This is a genomic window from Microbispora sp. NPDC004025 (assembly GCF_053604425.1).
In genome coordinates this window covers 647,832-668,579 of sequence record NZ_JBSGHN010000002.1, presented here as the reverse complement: position 1 = coordinate 668,579, position 20,748 = coordinate 647,832, and the positions used below count along the sequence as shown (strand labels likewise).

General features: G+C 70.8%; 21 protein-coding genes and 1 other RNA gene. 6 read left to right on the top strand and 16 right to left on the bottom strand.

Annotated features, from left to right (window positions below):
- Nucleotides 1–119: 119 nt before the first annotated feature.
- Complete coding sequence (locus tag ACWEQG_RS07400) at nucleotides 120–1,322, top strand: erythromycin esterase family protein (RefSeq protein WP_452282590.1); 1,203 nt, start codon at nucleotides 120–122, stop codon at nucleotides 1,320–1,322.
- Here the strand turns inward: ACWEQG_RS07400 and ACWEQG_RS07395 are convergent.
- The 4 genes from ACWEQG_RS07395 to ACWEQG_RS07380 form a co-directional block, all read right to left on the bottom strand.
- Nucleotides 1,309–2,907 (bottom strand): sensor histidine kinase, encoded by a 1,599-nt coding sequence (locus tag ACWEQG_RS07395; protein WP_452282588.1) that lies wholly within the window; start codon nucleotides 2,905–2,907, stop codon nucleotides 1,309–1,311. The genes ACWEQG_RS07400 and ACWEQG_RS07395 overlap by 14 nt on opposite strands.
- 110 nt (nucleotides 2,908–3,017) lie before the next feature.
- Nucleotides 3,018–3,728, bottom strand: a complete 711-nt coding sequence (locus ACWEQG_RS07390; protein WP_452282586.1) for a response regulator transcription factor — start codon at nucleotides 3,726–3,728, stop codon at nucleotides 3,018–3,020.
- 73 nt (nucleotides 3,729–3,801) lie between these two features.
- Nucleotides 3,802–4,575 (bottom strand): hypothetical protein, encoded by a 774-nt coding sequence (locus ACWEQG_RS07385; RefSeq protein WP_452282584.1) that lies wholly within the window; start codon nucleotides 4,573–4,575, stop codon nucleotides 3,802–3,804.
- Nucleotides 4,572–5,492: an ATP-binding cassette domain-containing protein gene (locus ACWEQG_RS07380; protein WP_452282582.1), complete on the bottom strand. Its 921-nt coding sequence runs from the start codon at nucleotides 5,490–5,492 to the stop codon at nucleotides 4,572–4,574. The genes ACWEQG_RS07385 and ACWEQG_RS07380 overlap by 4 nt, the downstream gene beginning before the upstream one ends.
- A gap of 193 nt (nucleotides 5,493–5,685) precedes the next feature.
- On the opposite strand from ACWEQG_RS07380, the gene rnpB reads away from it, so the two are divergent.
- An RNA gene (rnpB, locus tag ACWEQG_RS07375) (RNase P RNA component class A) lies at nucleotides 5,686–6,075 on the top strand.
- A 34-nt stretch (nucleotides 6,076–6,109) separates the two neighbouring features.
- Here the strand turns inward: rnpB and ACWEQG_RS07370 are convergent.
- Complete coding sequence (locus ACWEQG_RS07370; RefSeq protein ID WP_452282579.1) at nucleotides 6,110–6,400, bottom strand: tyrosine-type recombinase/integrase; 291 nt, start codon at nucleotides 6,398–6,400, stop codon at nucleotides 6,110–6,112.
- Between the two features lie 254 nt (nucleotides 6,401–6,654).
- Here ACWEQG_RS07370 and ACWEQG_RS07365 point away from each other — a divergent pair, with 254 nt between their 5' ends.
- Nucleotides 6,655–6,987 (top strand): hypothetical protein, encoded by a 333-nt coding sequence (locus ACWEQG_RS07365; protein ID WP_452282577.1) that lies wholly within the window; start codon nucleotides 6,655–6,657, stop codon nucleotides 6,985–6,987.
- Nucleotides 6,988–7,236: 249 nt separating this feature from the next.
- Here ACWEQG_RS07365 and ACWEQG_RS07360 read toward each other — a convergent pair whose 3' ends face one another.
- Both ACWEQG_RS07360 and ACWEQG_RS07355 read right to left on the bottom strand, forming a co-directional pair.
- Nucleotides 7,237–7,527 (bottom strand): MafI family immunity protein, encoded by a 291-nt coding sequence (locus ACWEQG_RS07360; RefSeq protein ID WP_452282575.1) that lies wholly within the window; start codon nucleotides 7,525–7,527, stop codon nucleotides 7,237–7,239.
- Between the two features lie 274 nt (nucleotides 7,528–7,801).
- Nucleotides 7,802–8,032 (bottom strand): hypothetical protein, encoded by a 231-nt coding sequence (locus ACWEQG_RS07355; protein ID WP_452282573.1) that lies wholly within the window; start codon nucleotides 8,030–8,032, stop codon nucleotides 7,802–7,804.
- A 1,451-nt stretch (nucleotides 8,033–9,483) separates the two neighbouring features.
- On the opposite strand from ACWEQG_RS07355, the gene ACWEQG_RS07350 reads away from it, so the two are divergent.
- Complete coding sequence (locus ACWEQG_RS07350; protein WP_452282571.1) at nucleotides 9,484–10,197, top strand: VOC family protein; 714 nt, start codon at nucleotides 9,484–9,486, stop codon at nucleotides 10,195–10,197.
- Between the two features lie 65 nt (nucleotides 10,198–10,262).
- Here ACWEQG_RS07350 and ACWEQG_RS07345 read toward each other — a convergent pair whose 3' ends face one another.
- On the bottom strand, nucleotides 10,263–10,976 hold the full coding sequence (locus tag ACWEQG_RS07345) for a TetR/AcrR family transcriptional regulator (protein WP_452282569.1): 714 nt from the start codon (nucleotides 10,974–10,976) through the stop codon (nucleotides 10,263–10,265).
- Nucleotides 10,977–11,089: 113 nt separating this feature from the next.
- On the opposite strand from ACWEQG_RS07345, the gene ACWEQG_RS07340 reads away from it, so the two are divergent.
- Complete coding sequence (locus ACWEQG_RS07340; protein ID WP_452282567.1) at nucleotides 11,090–12,313, top strand: saccharopine dehydrogenase family protein; 1,224 nt, start codon at nucleotides 11,090–11,092, stop codon at nucleotides 12,311–12,313.
- 153 nt (nucleotides 12,314–12,466) lie between these two features.
- Entirely contained in the window at nucleotides 12,467–13,225 is a 759-nt protein-coding gene (locus ACWEQG_RS07335) for a sensor histidine kinase (protein WP_452282565.1), read from the top strand.
- 87 nt (nucleotides 13,226–13,312) lie between these two features.
- On the opposite strand, the gene ACWEQG_RS07330 is transcribed toward ACWEQG_RS07335, so the two are convergent.
- The 8 genes from ACWEQG_RS07330 to atpB all read right to left on the bottom strand — a co-directional run bounded on the left by ACWEQG_RS07330 (nucleotide 13,313) and on the right by atpB (nucleotide 20,708).
- Complete coding sequence (locus tag ACWEQG_RS07330; RefSeq protein ID WP_452282563.1) at nucleotides 13,313–14,500, bottom strand: hypothetical protein; 1,188 nt, start codon at nucleotides 14,498–14,500, stop codon at nucleotides 13,313–13,315.
- A 26-nt stretch (nucleotides 14,501–14,526) separates the two neighbouring features.
- Nucleotides 14,527–15,684: a hypothetical protein gene (locus ACWEQG_RS07325; protein ID WP_452282561.1), complete on the bottom strand. Its 1,158-nt coding sequence runs from the start codon at nucleotides 15,682–15,684 to the stop codon at nucleotides 14,527–14,529.
- Entirely contained in the window at nucleotides 15,681–16,091 is a 411-nt protein-coding gene (locus ACWEQG_RS07320; RefSeq protein ID WP_452282559.1) for a hypothetical protein, read from the bottom strand. The genes ACWEQG_RS07325 and ACWEQG_RS07320 overlap by 4 nt, the downstream gene beginning before the upstream one ends.
- Nucleotides 16,092–16,206: 115 nt before the next feature.
- Entirely contained in the window at nucleotides 16,207–17,154 is a 948-nt protein-coding gene (locus ACWEQG_RS07315) for a LysR family transcriptional regulator (RefSeq protein WP_452282557.1), read from the bottom strand.
- Between the two features lie 188 nt (nucleotides 17,155–17,342).
- On the bottom strand, nucleotides 17,343–18,065 hold the full coding sequence (locus ACWEQG_RS07310) for a hypothetical protein (protein WP_452282555.1): 723 nt from the start codon (nucleotides 18,063–18,065) through the stop codon (nucleotides 17,343–17,345).
- A gap of 114 nt (nucleotides 18,066–18,179) precedes the next feature.
- Nucleotides 18,180–19,187 carry a multicopper oxidase domain-containing protein gene (locus tag ACWEQG_RS07305; RefSeq protein ID WP_452282553.1) on the bottom strand — a complete coding sequence of 336 codons (1,008 nt, stop codon included), beginning with the start codon at nucleotides 19,185–19,187 and terminating at the stop codon, nucleotides 18,180–18,182.
- A 370-nt stretch (nucleotides 19,188–19,557) separates the two neighbouring features.
- Entirely contained in the window at nucleotides 19,558–19,842 is a 285-nt protein-coding gene (locus ACWEQG_RS07300) for a YiaA/YiaB family inner membrane protein (RefSeq protein WP_452282551.1), read from the bottom strand.
- Nucleotides 19,843–19,919: 77 nt separating this feature from the next.
- Entirely contained in the window at nucleotides 19,920–20,708 is a 789-nt protein-coding gene (gene atpB / locus ACWEQG_RS07295; RefSeq protein ID WP_452282549.1) for a F0F1 ATP synthase subunit A, read from the bottom strand.
- Nucleotides 20,709–20,748 lie beyond the last annotated feature (40 nt).

Here is a 20,748-nt window from a genome sequence, read left to right as displayed (position 1 = left end):
CAACCCGGTCCGTGCGCCTGCCGGCCCGCTTGAACTCGTGATTTGAGGGTTTCTCCCCCTGTCTCTGGCGACTTCGGGAATAAGTCTCCACCTGTAGGTTCAACGATACCGTTGAAGGTATGGCAACCGACATCAAGGACACCGTCCACGCCGTCGACGCCGCCTCCGTCACGAGGCTGCTCCCTGTTCGGCCGCGGGTGCTCGCCCTGGGCGAGCCCACCCACGGCGACAACGAGCTGCTGGACCTGCGCAACGAGCTGTTCCGGCAGCTCGTCGAACAGGAGGGCTACCGGACGATCGCGCTCGAGAGCGACTGCCTGATGGGCCTGGTCGTGGACGACTACGTCACCTCGGGCACGGGCACCCTCGACGAGGTCATGGAGCGCGGCGTCAGCCACGGGTGGGGCGCGTTCTCGGCCAACCGCGAGCTCGTGCGCTGGATGCGCGCGTACAACGAGGGCCGGCCCGCGGCCGAGCGGCTCCGCTTCGCCGGTCTCGACGGCCCGCTGGAGATCAGCCACGCCGCGAGCCCCCGGCAGGCCCTCACCGCTCTCCACGGCTACCTCGCGGCCCGGGTGGACGCGGACCTGCTCCCCTGCGATGCCGAGACGCTCGACCGCCTGCTCGGCGCCGACGACCGCTGGGCCGATCCCGCCACGATGATGGATCCTTCCCGGTCCGTGGGACGGTCGGCCGAGGCCGGAGAGCTGCGGCTGCTCGCCGACGATCTCGTGGCGCTGCTCGACGCGGAGACGCCGCGCCTGCTCGCGACGTCCGCACCGGACGAGTGGGACCGGGCGCGCCTGTACGGGCGCGCCGCCACCGGCCTGCTGCGCTACCACTACTGGATGGCCGACAGTTCACCGGGCCGCATGCCGCGGCTGCTGGGCCTGCGCAGCTCGATGATCGCCGCGAACCTCCTCGCCGTCGCCGAGCGGGGCCCGGCGCTGGTGTACGCCCACAACAGCCATCTCCAGCGGGACAAAAGCACGATGCGGATGGGCGACGTGCCTTTCGAGTGGTGGAGCTCCGGCGCGATCGCGGACGCGCACCTGGGCGAGGGATACGCCTTCCTGGCCATGGCCCTCGGCACGATTCGGCACCAGGGGGTGGACACCCCGCCGGCGGACACGCTCGAAGGGCTCCTGTACGCACTCCCGGAGGAGCGCTACGCCGTAGACGTCCGCCGGCTGGCGGCCGCCCTCGGTGACGCGCCGCCCGCCCCCCGCGTGTCCCCCTGGTTCGGCTACGCCCCGCTGGACCCGGCCCACCTGCCCGGCTACGACGCCATGGTGTTCGTGAAGGACGTCAGCCGCGGCTAGAGCGCCCGCCCGTACGGGTGACGGGATCCGGCGCGGCACCGCGCGGGACGGCACCGGGCGGGACGGCACCGCGCGGGACGGCACGGCGCGGGACGACGCCGGGCAGCACGACGCGGAAGGCCGCTCCGGCGCCGGGCCGTGTCCGCAGCTCCACCCGGCCCCCGTGCGCGGCGACGATCGACCGGACGATGGCCAGCCCCAGCCCCGCGCCTCCGGCGCCGGTGCGGCTGCGTGAGCCGTCCACCCGGTAGAAGCGGTCGAACACCCCGGCGGCCTCCTCCGCGGGCATCCCCGGCCCCTCGTCGGCGATCACGAGGACCCCGTCTCCGCCGGCCGTGCCGACGCCGATCCGCACCGGCGTGCCCGGCGGAGTGTGGGCGACGGCGTTGCCCACGAGGTTGGAGACCACCTGACGCAGCCGCGCCTCGTCGCCGTGAACCGGCGCCGCGCCCGGCGGCCCGCCGTCCGGTCCGGTGAGCGTCACCTCCCGTCCGGGGTCCAGCGCGCGCAGGTCGTGGTGGGCGTCGGCGGCGAGCGTTCGCAGGTCCATGGGCGCGAGATCCATGGGCAGGGCGTCCTCGCCTTCGTCGAGGCGGGCGAGCAGGAGCAGGTCCTCCACGAGCCGGACCAGGCGGGCCGCCTCGCTCTCGATACGGTCGAGGGTGAGGTCGGCGTCGGGCAGCCCGCCCATCCGGTGCAGTTCCGCGAACCCCTTGATGCCGAAAAGCGGGGTGCGCAGCTCGTGGCTGACATCGGCGACGAAGCGGCGCATCCGGGCCTGCGCCCGCTCCCGCTCGGCGAAGGCCGTCTCCAGCTGGCCGAGCATGGCGTTCAGGGCGGCCGCCAGCCGGCCGACCTCGGTCCGGGGCGCGGCCAGCACGGGGACGCGCCGGGACAGGTCGCCCCCGGCGATGGCCGCGGCGGTCTCCTCGATCCGCCGCAGCGGCCGCAACCCCCGCCCCACGGCGAACCACCCGATGACGGCGAGCGACGTCACCAGCGCCGCCGCGGTCACCGCGCAGACCGTCGTCAGGCGGCCGACGGTGGACCGCATCCCGCCGAGCGACGCCGCCACGACGACGCTGCCGGATGCCGCCGCCGGCGTCGTCGCGGTGGCGGGCCGCAGGACGGCCACGACACGCCACTTGCCGCCTTCTGGGCCGGTCACGTCGAACGGCCGCCCGCCCAGCCGCTCGACTTCGCCACTGTCGAGCCGGGGGAGCTCCGGGCCCCGAGCCGGCAGCCCGTCCCGCGGGCGGTCCTGCAGCCAGGGACCGCCCTCCTGCTCGACGGCGCCGTCCGCGCGCAGGTAGGCGACGTACACCTGGTCGATCAGGTCCATCCCGGACAGGGCGCCCGGCAGCTGTGCGCTCTGCGGCGCGGACGGTACGGCGGACGGCACGGCGGTCAGCCGGGCGGGAATCCGCGACAGCACCGTCGCCATCGGCGCGAGTTGCCGGTCCACGCGTTCGATGAGGTGGGCCCGCAGGGTGGCGACCGCGACCACGCCGCTGACGGCGAGGCCGGCCGTGAGCAGGGCCATGGTGGTGAGCAGCAGCCGCCCACGCAGCGACAGGCTCCGCAAGCGCGGCGACAGGCTCCCCGAGCGCGGCGACGTGTTCCGCAAGCGCGGCGACGGGTTCCGCCATGGCGACAGGCCACGCGAGCGCGGCGACGGACGCCTCGTGCGGGCCGTCACGGGCGTGGCCCACGCAGCACGTACCCGATGCCGTGCATCGTGTGGATCAGCTTGGGCCCGGTCCTGTCGATCTTGCGGCGCACATAGCTCACGTACGTGTCCACGATGCTGGAGTCTCCGGCGAAGTCGTACCGCCAGACGTGCTCCAGGATCTGCGCCTTGGACACCACCCTCCCGGCGTTGAGCACCAGGTAGTGCAGCAGGCGGAACTCGGTCGGCGACAACCGCACGGGGATGCCCGCCCGGATCACCTGATGGCCCTCCGGATCGAGTTCGAGGTCGGCGACCCGCAGCGTGCGGTCCTCGGGGGCGGCTCCGGCCCGCCTGAGCACGGCCTCGATCCGCGCCAGCAGTTCCTCCAGGTCGAAGGGCTTGGTCACGTAGTCGTCGCCACCCAGCCGCAGTCCGTTGATCTTGTCCTGTGTGGTGTCGCGCGCGGTCAGGAACAGCACGGGCACCTGACCCGGACTTGCGCCGGACAGCGGGCGGGGGAGCGTCCGGAGACGGCGCATGACCTCGAAGCCGTCCATGTCGGGCAGCATGACGTCGAGGAGCACGAGGTCGGGCGGCGTGCCCCGCGCGGTCTCCAGGGCCTGCGACCCGGTCGCGGCCGAGGTCACCTTGTAGCCCGCGAAGCGGAGCGTGGCCGCCAGCAGTTCCCGCACCACGGGCTCGTCGTCGACCACCAGCAGGTGCCGCCCGTCCACCTCCGGCCTCCCTTCGCCGACCAGCGGAAGAATAGGTACGCGGTGCTAAGCCGGGCGTACAAAGCCTGTCGCCTCAGGCGTCCCGCCGGTGGAAGACGGCGGCGGCGGCGCAGAGCAGGCCGAGCACGGTGGCGGCGAGCACGCCGGCGCCCGCGAGCGGCGCGAGTCCTTCCGTGCCGGGATGGACCGCGAAGAGCCGCGCGCCCGCCGCGCTCGGCCACCAGGTGACGATCCACCTGGCCACCGCCTCCGGGAACAGGCCCGCCATGCCGGGAAGGATCAGCAGGAACGTCCCCAGCGAGACGGCCCCCGCCGACCTGCGCAGCAGGAACCCGAGCGCCATGCCGTACAGGCCGACCAGGCCCGTGAACAGGCCCGCGCCCAGCAGCGCCCAGGGCACTCCGGGATCACCGGGCCCCACGCTCGGCACACCCCGCGCCGCGAGCGCCGCCTGGCTGAGCGTCAACGACAGGAGCGCCAGCGGCGGCCCGACGAGGAACGTGGCCAGCGCGACGACGGCCCCCTTGCCGGCGAGGAGGAGCCCGCGCCTGGGCACGGCGGTGACGCTGACCGGCATCGTCCCCGCGGCGTACTCGGAGGTCACGGTCAGCGCGCCGGCCGCGCTGACGAGCACTCCCACCAGCACGAGAGCGCGGAAGGCCGTCTCCGTGGGGTCGAAGGCCGCCCGATCCGCGGCCGGTGCGGCGAGGTAGTCGCGTGCGGCGGCCATGCCGAACAGGTAGCCGTACGCCCCGGCCGCGACCATGGCCCCGGCCAGGCAGCCGAGCATGGCCCGGATGCTGCGGAACTTCACCCACTCCGCGCGCAGCACGCCGTACGCGGTCATGAGACGGCTCCGGCGGGACTCGCGGCGAACTCGACGCTGTCGCCGGTGAGCTCCAGGTAGGCCTCCTCCAGGGAGGCCCGCCACGGCGTGAGTTCGTGCAGGACGATTCCGTGCGCGGCGGCGAGCCCACCGACCTCGGCGCCGGACAGCCCGGTCACCGTCAGGCCGCCCCCGGCGGCGGGCCGTACGACGGCGCCGGCCTCCTGGAGCAGGGTGGCGAGCCGCGGCGCGTCGGGAGTGCGCACGAGCACCGCCTGCCGCGCGGCCGAGCGGACGAAGGCCTCCAGCCCGGTGTCGGCGATCAGTCGCCCGCGGCCGATGACCACGAGGTGGTCGGCCGTGAGGGCCATCTCGCTCATCAGGTGGCTGGACAGCAGGACGGTCCGGCCCTCGGCGGCCAGGCTCCGCGTCAGCGTGCGGATCCATCGGATGCCCTCGGGGTCCAGCCCGTTGACGGGTTCGTCGAGCAGCACCACCGGCGGGTCGCCGAGCAGCGCCACCGCGATGCCGAGCCGCTGCTTCATGCCCAGGGAGAACCCGCCGGGGCGGCGGCCCGCCACGTCGGCCAGGCCGACGAGCCCGAGCACCTCCTCGACCCGGCGCCGTCCGATGCCGTTGCCGTACGCCAGGGAGAGCAGGTGGTCGATCGCGGTCCTGCGCGGGTGCACGGCGTGCGCGTCGAGCAGTGCCCCCACCTCCCGCAGGGGTACGCGCAGGTCGGCATAGCGCCGCCCCCCGATCGTCGCGCTCCCGCTCGCCGGTCTGTCGAGCCCGAGGATCATCCGCATGGTGCTCGTCTTGCCCGCGCCGTTCGGTCCGAGGAAGCCGGTGACGACGCCCGGCCGTACGTCGAAGCTGAGGCCGTCCACGACGGCGACCTCGCCGTACATCTTGGTCAGCTGCCGCAACTCAATCATGGGACGCAGACTCGCCCACCGGTCTGCGTGGCCGCTGAGAGGTTCTGTGCGAGTTCTGTGAGCGGCCCGCCCGCGACCTGCGCCGGTGCCGCCTCACGTCTCCGTTTCGCGGGCGAACTCAGAGAGTCTTCACATGACCGCCGGCCGGGCCGGGGAATGAATCGGGAGCCGCTAGGCTTACCCTCACGGTGGACGAGCCGGCCGGGCGGCCGCGTCAGGACTTCGGTCCTGCCGAGGAAGGTCCGGGCTCCACAGGGCAGGGTGGTCGGTAACGCCGACCCGGGGCGACCCGCGGGACAGTGCCACAGAAAACAGACCGCCCCTTCGCGGGGGTAAGGGTGAAACGGTGGTGTAAGAGACCACCAGCGCCCACGGTGACGTGGGCGGCTCGGTAAACCCCACCCGGAGCAAGGTCAAGAAGGGACGTTCTCCGGAACGTCCCGCGCGCGACGTTCGAGGGCTGCCCGCCCGAGCCGCGCGGGTGGACCGCTTGAGGCCGCCGGCAACGGCGGTCCTAGATGGATGGCCGCCGGTCAGCCCTCGTGGCTGGCCACAGAACCCGGCCTACAGGCCGACTCGTCCACCTTCCGCCCCTCTGAGCTGGGCCGACTTCCGGATCACTCCTGCTCGGGGCACATCGGGGGCACAGCGAGCGCGGAACGGAACGCCGAATCTAGCGCCGTACGAGCCCGCTCGGAGGCTTCCGGCACGAGATGCCCGTAGAGATCGACCGTCGTGGTGATCGACTCGTGGCCGAGCCATCGGGACACCTCGAAGATCGGAACGCCCTCGGCCAGGGCCGTGCTCGCGAAGGTGTGCCGCAGGTCGTGAAAGGTCGTGTCCGGCAGCAGACCAGCAGCCTTGATCGCTGGCTTCCAGATGCGAGCGTTGAAGTAGTCCCGCCGCATAGGTTGTCGCGCGAGGTCGAGAAGAGGAGATCGGCGGGGGAGTGGTCGGCGATGTGCTTCTCCAGCGCTTCGGCGAGGAACACCGGCATGGGCACCTCGCGCACCGACGCCAAGGCAGGGCTTGACCCTCCGTCCCCGACCCGCTGCCGCTTCGCGGTGGGACGATGGCACACGAGAGATCAGGACGAGGTCTGCCTGCGTGCACTGCAGGAACAGCGTGTCGAAGAGCAGGAAGTGCAGGAGAAGCATCTGCGATGCATGATGAGCAGCACCAGATTCCGGCCGGGGTCAGCGGGGACAGATCTGGGTGCAGTCATCCGGCCGTTGTCGCTCTGACCTCGGCCTTCTTATCGATCGTCGCGTTGTTTATGACGGGACTGAGCTACCTTTTCGATGTGTACGACTACGATCAGGTCGATCAGGACGCTGTCGCCGCTCTTCAGCTCTTGTGCGTGATCGGATTACTCTCAGCCGTCGGTCCTCTGCTGATCCTGCGAAGGCACAAGGTAGCCGTAGTAGGCTACTCGATCCTTATTCTGTTGGCTGGCTACAGGCTCTTCGTGCTTTCCTCCATTTCGTCGGTCTAAAGACGATCGCTCTCGCGCGTACGAGACCGAGATAACACCGCTGATCACCCAAGCTCACAAATCAGATCTACGACGAGTGCGCGCCGCGCGGTGAGCCAGCAGCCTAGCAAGGCTCACTGCGTGACCAAGTGCGTGACAACGCCGACGAACGGCCTTGGACACTGGCGGACAACGGTGGACAGCCACCGCAGCTAGAGAGCGCATCTGACGAGTTCGGGCGCCTGCCATCGTTACCTGATAAGGAAGCGGTCAGGAGCCAAGAGCTCGCGTGATACGAGCCATCGTTTCAGGTGACATGTCGGCTGCAAGCGCAGCGAACTCAGCTTTCTCGGGACCGGAAAGAGGAAACCCCTCCTCAGAGAGCCAGTCAGCCGCTGTCTCCAACGCCAACCCATATTCACCGGCCGCAAGGAACTCCTGCGCGTCCCCCAGGCTTTGCGCTGTCAGCCGGTCCTTCAACCCTTCCAGCAGGGACCGCAGACGATTCTCGAACGCGCGAAGATCGGCATAGTCATCATGACTACGATATAGGCCCGGCACGCCAGCCAATCTACCGCAGGCCGGCCAAGGCACTTTGGGGGCACATGGCACCGGAAAGCGCTGGCAAGCGATGACAACGAACGGAAGCGTTTTCGCAGGTCGCTGCTAGTTCAGAGCCAGTCGGTGCAGGTAGCGAGGATGCAGAATCAGAACCCGGCCTACAGGCCGACTCGTCCACCTATCACGCCTCTGAGCTGGGGTGCCTCTCCGATCACTCCTCCTCGGGGCACACCGAGCGCGGGGGCATACCCTCGCCCGGCCATGGTGGCGGCCTTCACTCCTCGTGGTCGTCGTCATCCCGGAGCAGGAGCGCATCCGTAGAGGGTTGCGGTTGTCGATCACGGCGTTCCGTGATCGCCATGGCGACGGCGGCGAGCATCCAGCCGGCTCCCGATACAGCCAGCGTGACAGGGATGCCGATGTCTCGGTGAACCTCGAGGGACGCGAGCATGCCCAAAAGGAGAGTGAATGTGCCAAGGGTCAAGAAGATTTGGCGGGCGCTCATTCGAGTGATGTTAGGGCAAGTGGGATCAGCTGGTGAAGGGGCGCTTTCGCCCTTGCCGGCTTGCCGGTACCGGAGAGAGCGATATAGCAGCCGGAACAGCAGCGTCACCAAAAGCAACGCGAAACAATGAGAACTGCAGCACTGAAAGGCCTGCTGAACGCGCGAGCGGAGCCACCACGCAGGTCAGCCGGCAGGACCGATCAGATCTACGCCGTGTGATCGCGTCACGTCCGGCAAGATGAGCCACGTGCCCTTCGATCCCAACTCTGACGCGGTCAAGACTCGAGACCGAGAAGCCGTCGAGCGAATTCTCGGCCGTCCCCTGAGCCAATCATGGCCGGCCGGTGCGTTGCCCCCTGGAAGCCGGGTCATGGTCCTACGCGACTCGGTCAGGGGCGGGCCGTGGCAGGAGGAGTTCCTGGGAACAATCGACGACATGGGCGCGCCCGAGCCGGTTCAGCATGCGCACGCTCACCCAGGTGAATTGGAATACTGGGTCATGTTCGATGAGCCGCAGGCAGATAGCGATGGGTGTGGCCCTTATCGCAAAGCCCGGATCTGGGGCCGCTATCTGAGACTTGAGCCACCCGCCGATCGTCTGTAGCGGTCCGGGGCACTGCGGGGCCACGTTACTGCGAAACGCCGCAAGCGAGACAACGGACGCAGGCGTTCTCTCAGGTAGCTTGATCCCGGTCGACTTGACCTCACCGCCGTACAGCGGCACGCGCGCCCCGGGTGCTCCCAGTGCGGCAGCGCCGGTCGTCTGGACTTCGGCAAGCCATGCGACTTGCTGAGAGGCGTTTTGCCGTCAGCGGGAACGGCCGGTGCGAGCATCGCGAGGGGTAGAAGCGATCACACAGCCGGGGGAAGGCATGTTCCGAAAACTGATCCTGATAGTGGGCGTGGCCGTAGCCGCGTCGCCGACCGCCATGGCCTGGGCGGACGAGGGGCCGGGAGTTCTCTCGGCGCGGGCGGTCATCGCCGTCACGCCGGCCGGGCAGGAGTCCGATGCGTGTAGTCCCGGATCGCCGTGTGCGGCGGTCGACTGCGGCCCGGGCCGCGTCTGTGTGCCCTCGCCCAAGCAGTGCTTCACCACGCCGTGCCCGCAGTACGACTGCGTGCCCGCGTCCTCGGCGCCCCGCTCCGATCGCCGGCCTCCCTACCCCGGCTCACATCCTGACCGGTGGCGGCCCGGGCATCCGGAGCAGCGACCGGCCTCCCCGCGCCACCGGCAGACGGCGGACCGCTCGCCCGGCACTCCTGGTGACCCGGCACGCTACGTCGGCCGGGTGAGCGACGTCCAGCCGTGAACGGGGACCGGGAACGCGTACGGGGCGAGAAACGCCCGGCTGAAAATGCTTCGCGCGGCGAGGGCAGGAGCGCCTAGCGTTGATCCTCTCTGCGGGCGCGGAGGGCGTGCCCTGCCGTTCAGATCGGAGGTGCGAAGCGGCATGACCTGTCACCCCGTCGCGCTCTGCTTCGACGCGCACGACCCGCTCGGTCTCGCGGGCTTCTGGGCCGGTGTCCTGGGCTGGGAGACGGCCGAGGACGACATCGCGCTCCTGCCGAACGACGACACCGGGTTCCGGATCCGATTCCTGCCGACAGCGGAGCCGAAGTCGGGCCAGAACCGCGCCCATTTCGACCTGACGAGCACGTCCCTCGAAGACCAGCAGCGGACGGTGGCGAGGGCGCTCGAACTCGGCGGCCGGCACATCGACGTCGGGCAGAGCCCGGAGGACGATCACGTCGTGCTCGCGGACCCCGAAGGCAACGAGTTCTGCGTCATCGGGCCGGACAACAAGTTCCTCGCCGACTGCGGATTCATCGGGGCGGTCTCCTGCGACGGTTCGCAGGAGGTCGGGTATTTCTGGAGCGAGGCGCTGGGCTGGCCGCTGGTCTGGGACCAGGACCAGGAGACCGCGATCCGCTCGCCGCACGGCGGTCCGAAGATCACCTGGGGTGGTCCGCCGCTGATGCCGAAGCCCGGGAAGAACCGGCTGCATTTCGACATCGCTCCACCCGCCGGCGGTGATCAGCAAGCGGAGGTCGACCGCCTCGTCTCCCTGGGCGCGAAGCGCGTCGACATCGGTCAGGGCGAGGCCGGCTGGGTGGTCATGGCCGACCCCGACGGTAACGAGTTCTGCGTTCTGCCCCCGCGATAGCGCGAACAGCCCGGCTGTCCGGCATCGGCACGAGAAGCCCACGACCGGATGTCTGTGGTCGGCGGTCAGGAGTGTCCGGAGCCGGCGTCGAGGCGTGACAGGGCGCTGTCGAGCAGCATGTCCAGAGCGGCGGGGTAGGCGCTGTCGTTCATGTCGGCGATCAGCAGAGGTGCGACCGCCGCGATGTTGGGGTGGGTGGCCGCGGGCAGGCGGGCGTAGGTCGCCTGCCAGATCTCCTCGTCCGCCCTGCGTGCCTGTTCCGGCAGTGCGAGGGAGGCCGCGTCCAGCGCGGCGAAGGCCAGCGTCATGTCGATGAAGGTGTGGTAGACGCGGACCGCCTCACGGTCGGGGAACCCGGCGCCCCGCAGTAGCCCGAGGATCGCCTCGTCGGCCGCGATCTCGTGGGACTTGCCGCTGATCCGGCTGGCGGTCAGCACCGCGGCCTGGGGATGTTCGAGGTAGGCGGCGTGGATGAGCAGGCCCAGTTCGCGTAGGTCGGCGCGCCAGTCGCCGGTGCCGCGCCAGCCGGCCATGGCACGCCCGATGAGCATGTCGCCGATGGCCAGGGTGAGGTCGTCGATTCCGGCGAAGTAGCGGTAGAGCGTGCTGGGGTCGGCGCCCAGGGCGATGCCGAGCCGCCGTACGGTCAATCCGGCGGAGCCGTGTTCGCGCAGCATGCGCAGGGCGGTCCGCACGATCAGGTCCTCCGAGAGGACCACCCCGTTCTTCGTGGGGCGGCGCCGTCTGCGCGCCGGTTCCGGGACCACGGGCTTGGGCACGCCTTCCTCCTCTCCGCCTCACGGCTTATGCCAACACCATTGACGTTATCAGTGACGGTGCCGTTGGATCGGGCATGCCAAGGCGTTTTGTCCTGGAAAGGGAGAGTTTTGTCATGCGTGTTCTGCTCGTCGGCGCCGGTGGGGTGGGTACGGCGATCACCCGGATCGCGGCCCGCCGGTCCTTCTTCGACCACATGGTCGTAACCGACTACGACCTGTCCCGTGCGGAGGCGGCGGTCGCCGCACTCGGGGAGGAGGGCGCGCGCTTCAGCGCCCGACGGGTGGACGCGAGCGACGAGGCCGCGGTGGCGGCGCTGCTGGCCGAGCACCGCTGCGACGTCCTGCTCAACGCCACCGACCCGCGGTTCGTGATGCCGCTGTTCCGGGCCGCGCTGTCGGCCGGAGCGCACTACCTGGACATGGCGATGTCCCTGTCGCGGCCCGATCCGGAGCGCCCGCACGAGGTGTGCGGGGTCAAACTGGGGGACGCCCAGTTCGAGATGGCCGCCGAGTGGGAGAAGGCGGGCAGGCTCGCACTGGTCGGCATGGGTGTGGAGCCGGGGCTGTCGGACGTCTTCGCCCGGTACGCCGCCGACGAGCTCTTCGACCACATCGAGGAGATCGGCATCCGCGACGGCGCCAACCTCACGGTCGACGGGTACGACTTCGCGCCGTCCTTCAGCATCTGGACCACGATCGAGGAGTGTCTCAACCCCCCGGTCGTGTACGAGGCGGGCCGGGGCTGGTTCACCACACCTCCCTTCAGCGAGCCGGAGGTGTTCGACTTCCCCGAGGGCATCGGCCGGGTCGAGTGCGTCAACGTGGAGCACGAGGAGGTCCTGCTCGTGCCGCGCTGGGTCGACGCCGAGCGGGTGACCTTCAAGTACGGGCTGGGCGCGGAGTTCATCGACACGCTGCGGACCCTGCACCTGCTGGGTCTTGACCGCACCGAACCGGTCCAGGTCGTCGCCGAGGGTGGCACCACCGTCAAGGTCTCCCCGCGTGACGTGGTCGCGGCGTGCCTGCCCGACCCGGCGACCCTCGGGGATCGCATGCGCGGCAAGACGTGCGCGGGCACTTGGGTCAAGGGCACCGGGAACGGCGGTCCGCGCGAGGTCTACCTGTATCACGTGGTCGACAACGAGTGGTCCATGCGCGAGTACGGCTCGCAGGCGGTGGTATGGCAGACCGCCGTCAACCCGGTCGTGGCCCTCGAACTGATGGCCACCGGCGTCTGGTCCGGCGCCGGCGTCCTGGGGCCGGAGGCCCTGCCGCCCCGGCCCTTCCTCGACCTGCTCACCGAGTACGGCTCTGCCTGGGGCATGCGCGAGCAGTGACCGTTCGGGCAGCGGGGCCGCGGTGGAGGCTCGGCCCGTCCACCGGCTTCACCTCGCCGGCGAGAGCCCACGGCCCTCGTACGACGAGCGTCCGGCGTGCGATTTTAAATTCTGCTGGGAATCGTCGCGGGTGGGGCAGGGAACTTCGCAGACGTGACATCCCTCCACCACCTACGTGACTGCCTCGGCGATCTCGATGAGCTGGAGCGCAGCGTGAAGCACGGCATCGACAGCATGTGCGGCAAGCTGTATCGGGCCATCGACTGGCAGCGGCGATTCGAGGCCGACGTGTCACACGAGCTGCGCACGCCGATCGCGGGGCTGCGGGCACAGCTGGAGGAGGCCCGGCTGCATCCCGCCGACATCGATGTGGACGACCTGCTCGAACGGGCGCTCAACGATGTGGAGCGGCTGCAGGCGCTGGTCGACGATCTGTACCTGCTGGCCCGGCTCCAGGCGGCCGCGCAGCCGGCTGAGCCGGCCCTGCTGGACCTCGGACAGCTCGTGCAGAGCGAGCTGGCCCAGCGTACCGACAGGCTCGACGTCAAGGTGCGGGCCGACCCCGGGGTCATGGTCCGCGGCCTGGAAGCCCGGCTGCGGCGGATGCTCTCCGAACTGCTCGACAACGCGCAGAGACACGCCAAGACCCGCGTGCTCGTCCAGGTCCAGCGTGTGGCCGGCACCGCGGAGCTCGTCGTCGCCGACGACGGAGACGGGATCGGGGAGGAGGACCGTGAGCGGATCTTCGACCGCTTCACCCGTCTCGACGCCGCCCGCTCCCGCGATCGCGGCGGAACCGGCCTCGGCCTGGCGATCGTGCGGAACATCGCGTACGGCCACGGGGGCCAGGTGCACGTCGAGCGGTCGCCGGCCGGCGGCGCGGCCTTCGTCGTCCGGCTGCCCCTGGCCTGACCGGCGGTTCTCGCCGAGCATCCGCACCCCGGAGGGAAGAAGACGTGGCCCGTACCCGGTGAGCACGAGCCGTCCGGCTCTGGGGCCTCAGCCCGGCGGAGCGTCCACCGAGCCGTCGGCATAGGTGATCCTCGGCCTCGGGGGCGGCGGCGCGCCGGTGAGTGCCGCGCAGGTGACCATACCGCCCCCGGGCGCCGCCAGGTCCTCGGTGGCCACGCAGGCCAGCCGGGACGTGGTGGGGGTCTCCGCGGAGGTGTCGACCGGCTTCGACACGCGCTCGGCGTCCATGGTCACGGTGCAGGTGCGCGATCTCGGCCCCTCGTCGCAGCCATACCAGTAAGGGGTCTTCATCGGCCGATAGTAGGGATTGTTCTCGGCCCGCAGCGGGTCGGGGTCCGGGCCCTGAATCGTTGCGGTGAGCCGGATCCGCTGCCCCTCGGCCAGCTTGAACCGGCACCGCTGTTTGTCCGTGGAGATCTCTTTGGTCTTCGCGGCGCAGCTCACCGGAGCGCCGGACACCTTCACACCCCACCCGGTGAGCATCAGGACGAAGAAGTCGTACTGCTTCTTCTCCTCGCTCGGTTCGGGGGCCGGAGTGTCACCCGGGACCGTCACGTGGCTGGCACCGTCGGGGCCGGGGACGGTCAGCTTGTGCAGCACCGCGGTGAGGTCCTCGGCCGACGTGGCGAACCGGGGTTCGGGCGCCCCCGCGGTGGCGGCGAGTTGCCGCAGGCCGTCCTGTCGGCCCTTCGGCACCTTGTAGCCGACGAACCGGAACTCCAGGGTCAGCCCGGCGGCGGCGATCCTGTCCCGGATGGTTTTCCGCAGCGCGGCCTGGTCCTGGGCGCAGGCGTCCTCGCCGTGGCCGGTCACCACGACGATCCGGTTGACCTTCTTGCCGCGGAAGGGATACAGCCCGGAGAAGTCGCCGATCGCCGCGAGGACGCCGTCCCCCAGAGTCGCCGCGCCGGACGGGGTGAGGGCGCGCGCCGCGGCGGCGATCCGCTCGCCCTGGCCCCGGCCGGCGGGCACGACCTCGGCGGTGGTGCCGGTGGCGCCGCAGGTGCCGCCGAACCGGCGCACCGAGAGCGCGTCGCCGTCTCCGGAGTTGCGGGCCGCGGAGCCCACGGCGGCGGCGATCGCGCCGAACCGGCCGGCCGGGCCCGCTGAGGCGTCCACCAGGAACGTTGTGCGGTAGTCGGGAACCAGCGCGATCCAGACGTAGGCGCCCGCGCCCGCGACCACAAGGGCGACGGCGAGCAGCGACGCCACCACGCGCCGGCCCCTCCTGCGCGGCCCGGTCACCGCGGGGCCTTCGGCAGGGTGAGCCGGAGCGCGGCGAGTGCCCTGTTCATGGCGTCCACCTCGTCGTTGTAGCGGTCGGCGATGGCGTTGTAGCGCGTGGCCGCGGCGGTCCTCGACCGGGCCGCGTCGAGCAGGTCCCTGGCGGCGGGGACGAGCTCCTTCTGCAGGTCACGCAGGCCGATGGCCCTGCGGTGGATATCCCGGGTGGCCGGGGTTCTCGCCCGGTCGGCGAGCACCTTGAGTTGCGCGTCGGCGTCGGCGTCGCCCGTCCCGGCCCGGTCGAGCTCGCGCTCGGCCACGTCGAGCCGGCCTGCGCCGATCGCCTTCACCGCGGCGTCGACCCGTTTCGCGGTGGGGTCGAGGACGCGGATCACCTCGTAGGCGTTCGCCCGCACCGGTTCGGTGTTGGTGAGCCAGTCCAGTGCCGCCCGCAGTTGCTCCGGGGTCTCGGTGAAGACGGGCTCCGGCGCGCCGGCGGCCGAGGCGATCCGGCTGAGCCGGCCCCGCTGGTCCTCCGGCACCTGATGCCCGACCAGCCGGAACTGGATCTTCAGGCCGGCCGAGGCGATGCGCTGCCGGATCTCGTCCTCGGCGTACTCGGCGTCGCAGGCGTCCGCGCCGTGACGTGTGACGACGATGACCCGGTTGACCCGGGTGGCGCGCAGCGGCCAGAACCCGGAGAAGTCGCCGGCCGCCTCGACGATGCCCTTCACCATCGTCGGCCTGCCGCCCGGGGACACCCGGCCCGCCGCGTCGGTGATCTGGCTCCCGTTGCCGGTGCCGAAGTCCACCAGCCGGGTGGTGTTGCCGTCCCGGCCGCACTCGCCGCCGAAGCCGCGCAGGCCCAGCGCGTCGTCGTCTGCGGAGTTGCCCACGGCGGCCCGCAGCGCCCCGGCGATGTCGGTGGCGTCCGCGCTGGTGTCGATGAGGAACTGGGTCTTGTACGCGGGGGACAGAGCGGGGATCAGCCAGTTCACCGTCGCCCAGCCCCCGCCGCCGATGAGAGCGGCCGCGGCGACGGCGAGGACCAGGGGCTTGAAGTCGACGGCCAGATGGATGATCAGGTCGCGGCCGGCCTGGAGGATCCAGCCCAGACCGAAGACACGCGCCTCCTGCCGCACCTCGTCAGGGCCGGTGTCGGTCTCCTGGCTCACTCCCGGCCGATCCGGATGTCGCGGCCCGCCTGGTTGACACGGCCGAACCCGGTGACCGTGGCGTTCTGGGTGACGGTGATCCGCCGTCCGTCCGGGGGCAGCAGCGGGGTGAGCTCGTCGTCGACGATCCGGCGCAGCTCCCGGGCGGCCTCGGGGTCGGCGGCCGCCAGCCGGTGCAGGCGTTGCCGCCACTCCACCACCAGGGCCTGTTCGGCCTGCTCGTCGCCCGCTTCCCGGGCGGCCAGCAGTTCCGTACGGGCCTCCGCGAGATCGGCCTCGACCGCCGGCGCCTGCTCCGGACGGGCGCGCCGCCACAGCGCGACGACGGCCCTGCGGCCGTCCTGCCATCCCTCGGTCGCCAGCACACTTACCAATGCGGTGGCGGCGGCCAGCGCAAGCGCATCCATTGCACTCCCCGGACGAGTCTGATCGACGGGCCTTTCGAACCCCGGCTCATGAGTCAGGATCGGCCGGGGTGGCGGCGAGGTCGAAGACGGCCTGCCTATGGGGCATAGGCGACGGCTATGCCCGCAGGTCGCCCAGTTCGCAGGAGGCGGGCACCACACCCGGGGCGGAGCGGGCCAGCCCGCGGACGGTCCGGGCCGCGAGCGAGCAGAACGCCTCGGCGAGTCCGCCCCGGTCCTCGCGCCGGCGGGCCGCGACGACCATCGCCGGCGGCAGGCCGGTGAGCTCGATCATCCGCAGGCCGGTCGGCAGCGCGGTGTCCCTGAAGTTGTACGGGCCCGGGCACACCACCCGGTTCAGGCGCACGCTGAGCAGCAGTTCCTCGGGGGTGGCGCCGGGCGCGCCGCGGTGCCGGGGCGGCTCGTCGTTGCGCTGCTCGTCCATCGTCCACCAGCGCACCATCCGGGTCGGGACGTCGGCGTGCACCAGGGCGAAGGACTGGCCGAGCACGTCCGTGAAGTGGACGGCGTCCACGTCCCACAGATCGTGCCCAGTGGACACGGCGAGCCCCCGCGGTTCGGTGAGCACCGGCTCCCAGGCGAGGTGTTCCGGGTCCACCGGCATGAACATCAGCGCCACGTCGATCTCGCTGTCGATCAGCGGCCGGTCGAAGTCGACCAGGCTGAGCTGCCGGGGGCTCACCTCCACCTCCGGATAGGCGTCGGCGAACGCGGTGAGCACGGTGAGGTGGATCCCACGCGGCATGGGCAGCGCCACGCCCACCCGCAGCGTGCCCTCCCGCAGGCCGCCCACGTATCGGGCGGTGGAGGCCGCCTCGTCCACGGCGTGCAGCACGCCGCGGATCCGCTCGTAGAAGACGGCCCCGGCCGGGGTGAGCCGGGTCCCGGACGGGCCCCGGACCAGCAGTGGGGTGCCCACGTGACGTTCCAGGTCCCGGATCTGCTGGCTGAGCGTCGGCTGCGACACGTGCAGGCGGACCGCGGCCCGGGTGAAGCCGCCGTATTCGGCGACTGCCACGAAATACCGGAAATGGCGAAGTTCCATGTGTCCGTCCCCGTGGCCGAGTCGGGAGGCACCCGACGTGGACGCTCATCCGGATGTCGTGGCGACGTGCCCTGACGTTACAGACAGTCGCCGGCCGATCGTGGAACGGAGTCGGGCGACGATCCGGCCGCGGTGTCGGCCGCGGTGCCGGCCGAAGTGCCTGCCGAGGTGCCGTACGGCCTGCGCGGTCAGGAGAAGCGCTCGACGGTCACGGGGACGGGGCCCGCGTGACGCATGACCGTCGTCAACCGCCGCAACAGCGGCCCGAGGGCCTCGCCGGACGCGGTTCCCAGATGGGCGGTGAGGTCGACGGAGCAGGCGGCGCCGGGCCCGATCCGGCGTACGTCCCAGGTGAAGACGTCCGAGGCGGTGCGCAGCGCACCCGTGCCGACGACCCGGGTCCGCGGGTCGCCGGCCTCCGCCGCGAGCGTCACCACCTCCGCGAGGCGGGGAAGGCTGGGCTCGCCGGCGAACAGCAGGCGGTAGACCCGGGTGTCGTGGAACCCCTCCGGCGCCTGCGGCGGACTGAGGCGCAGGGGAGGCGAGTCCGGCAGAGGCAGGCGGTCGTGGAACATCGCCCGCAGCCACGCCTCGCCGGGCAGCTCGCCCCCGCCGAGAGCGTGGTACGCCGCCTCGGCCTCGGTGCGGCTCACCGCCCGCGCGCGGGCGCGCAGGCCGGGATCCTCGCGCATCGCGCGCCCGAAGGCCGCCGAACTCCACCACACGCCGTCGGCCGCGGTCCACCCGGCGGTGTCCAGGCCGATGGTCCTGAAGTCGCCGGCCAGGGCGAACTCCTCGACGACGACTCCCTCCGCGTCCGTCCCGGCCGTGATCAGGTAGTAGTCGAGAACCGCCTCAGGTGCGGCGGCGGCGAGAGCCGATCGCCCACGCTCGTCCATGTCGCTGTTCATGGCCGCAGGCTACTGACCTTGCCGCCCGGCGGCACGGGCGTCCCGCCCCCACAGACACCGGGCGAGCCCGCGTCGCGAACGGGCCCGCCCGGCGCCCACGAGGGCGGGACGGGATCAGTGCGGCATGGTGCCCATGCCGGGACCGGGGGTCATCCCGCCCATGTCGTGGCCGGGAACGTCGCCGTTCTCGTCGGCCACCATGAACACCCCGGCCATCCCCATGTCGGAGTGGCTCTGGACATGGCAGTGGTACATCCACGCCCCCGGGCCGACGCGCTCCCCGGCGATCACCTGGAAGCCGAACGACTCGGCCGGGCCGGTGGTCTTGGTGTCGATGATCCGGCTCACGTCCTGAGGGCCTTCCAGCAGGCCGGTGCGGTTGTCGGCCCACCGGTGCCCGTGGATGTGGAAGGTGTGGAAGGCGCTCCCGTGGGTGATCACGATGAACTCCACCCGCTCGCCGATCTTGGCGAGGAAGTGCGGCCCTTCCCCCTTGCGGTTGTTGATCAGCACGTCGTTGAAGACGACGGTGAACGTCTTGTCCGGCAGCACGTCGCCCTTCCGCCGGACCACCAGCGGCCCGTAGAGGCCCTTCTTGATGCCTCCCGTGCCGTGGTCGGAGCCCACCACGTGGTCGTGGTAGTGCCAGTAGCCCGCGCTGCCGGGCTCGATGGTCCCGCCGGGGCGGCGGCCCTGCGCGTGGGTGCGCCAGACGTAGATGCGCCGGCCTCCCGGCTCCACCACGCTGTCGTTCATACGCGTGCCGTCGCTGGTCACCTCGTAGTCCACGCCGTGGACGTGGAGGCTCACGGTCACGTCGGCGTTGTTGACCAGTTCGACCTCGAGGGTCTCGCCCTCGACCATCTCGATGAGCGGTCCGGGGATCGTCGCCTTGCCCGGCTCCAGGCCGTAGCCCATCTCGCCGTTCGGCAGGTTCTCCGCGTAGAGGGTGATGCGGCGCGGGTTTCCGGCGCCGGTGGGTGCGGTCGCGGTCCTGTCCACCGGCGCCGCGCTCGCCTGGCCGGACATGACCAGCGGGGCGAACGCGGCAGCGGTCGCGGCCGTGGTGAAGGCGCGCCGGGAGAACAGGCTCCGCCTCGTGCCCCTGCCTACCTCGGTCATGGTTCCCCTATCGGTGATGACGTCCCGTTCGCGCCGAGGTGGCTGCGCCTCCGTGGGCGCGGCGACGAGCCGGCCGGGACGACGTGGCGTCTGCCGGGCGGAGACGCGGGGCGCTCAGTCCGGTGTGAAGGCAGCGGATCGGGACAGATGATGCTTTCTATGGCATCGCTGACACTTTCGATGGAATTAGGCGATAGTGGTGCCATCTGTGTCAAGAAGTCACTTAGCAACTGATAACACTTCGTCACATAGAGGGATGAAGTGCTACGGGACTGCTAAGGTCGCGGACGGTTCCCCGTGTGCTCCACCCGCTCGCCTCGCCGAGGCCATGAAGGTCCAGCCTGTGCCGCCGCCTGGTCGATCGGTCCTGTCAGTCGGTCCGGAAGGGGTCGTGCTCGGCCAGGAGTTTGTCGAGCCGGGCCTGGTCCACCCGGCTGACGACGGTCGACTCCTCCTGCCGGTCCCGTACGCATTTGGCCAGCGTGAACGTGGAGGTCACCACGTACATCAGCCCGAGGGCGAGGAAGGAGCGCACCCAGGACGTGACCGGAAGGTAGAGGATGCCGGCCGCCAGGCCCGCGAGGGAGATCGCGAATGAGATGACGGCCTGGGCATAGAAGGCCGTCGTTGTTGAGGGTCTCACCGGTTTCGTCATGGATGTCATGATCCGTGCGTACGCCTGCCGGGACATGAGCGTCCCTACTCAGTTACCGGTGAGTACGAATCCCCGGCTCAGTGGTCCGGATGCAGGGCGTTGCCGATGTACATGGCCGCCAGCATGGTGAACAGCAGCGCCTGCAGGAACTGGATGAATATCTCCAGGGCGGTCATCACGACGGCCATGGCCACGCTGAGCAGACCCACCGGGACCCCGGGCACCGTGGGGTGCTCGACGAGGAACCAGAATCCCACCGCGCTGAAGAACGCCAGCAGCAGGTGCCCCGCGAACATGTTCGCGAACAGCCGTATGGCGTGCGTGAACGGCGAGGTGACGAACGTGTAGAGCAGTTCGAGCGGCGCGTACAGGACCAGCGCGACCGGCTTCGGCAGGCCGGGCGGGAACATCAGGCTCTTGAGATATCCGCCCACCCCGTGGTGCCGGAAGCCGAGGTAGAGCTTGATCACGTACACGACCAGGGCGAACACCACCGGAAACGCGATGTGGGAGTTCACCGGGAACTGCACTCCCGGGATCACGCCCAACAGGTTCCACAGCAGGATCACCGAGAAGAGGCTGAGCAGGAACGGCATCCAGCGCTCGGCGTCCGCACCGAGGAAAGGCCGGGCCACCTGGTCGCGCACGAACAGGTAGCCGTACTCGCCGAAGTGCTGCAGGCCGCGGGGGACGAGCGACGGCCGCGCGAAGGCGCCCCAGGCGAGCGCGCACAGCAGAACCACGCCGACCACGGCCAGCACCACGGGCTTGGTCAGCCAGTACGGCGCGCCGGGCCAGAGCGGCGGAAAGTCGAACAGCTCGACGCCGGGAGCCGTGAAGTCGTCCATGGCGAGGATTGCGGGCATGGGGAGTCCCCTCGACGGGCGGCCGAAAACTGAGTACGAC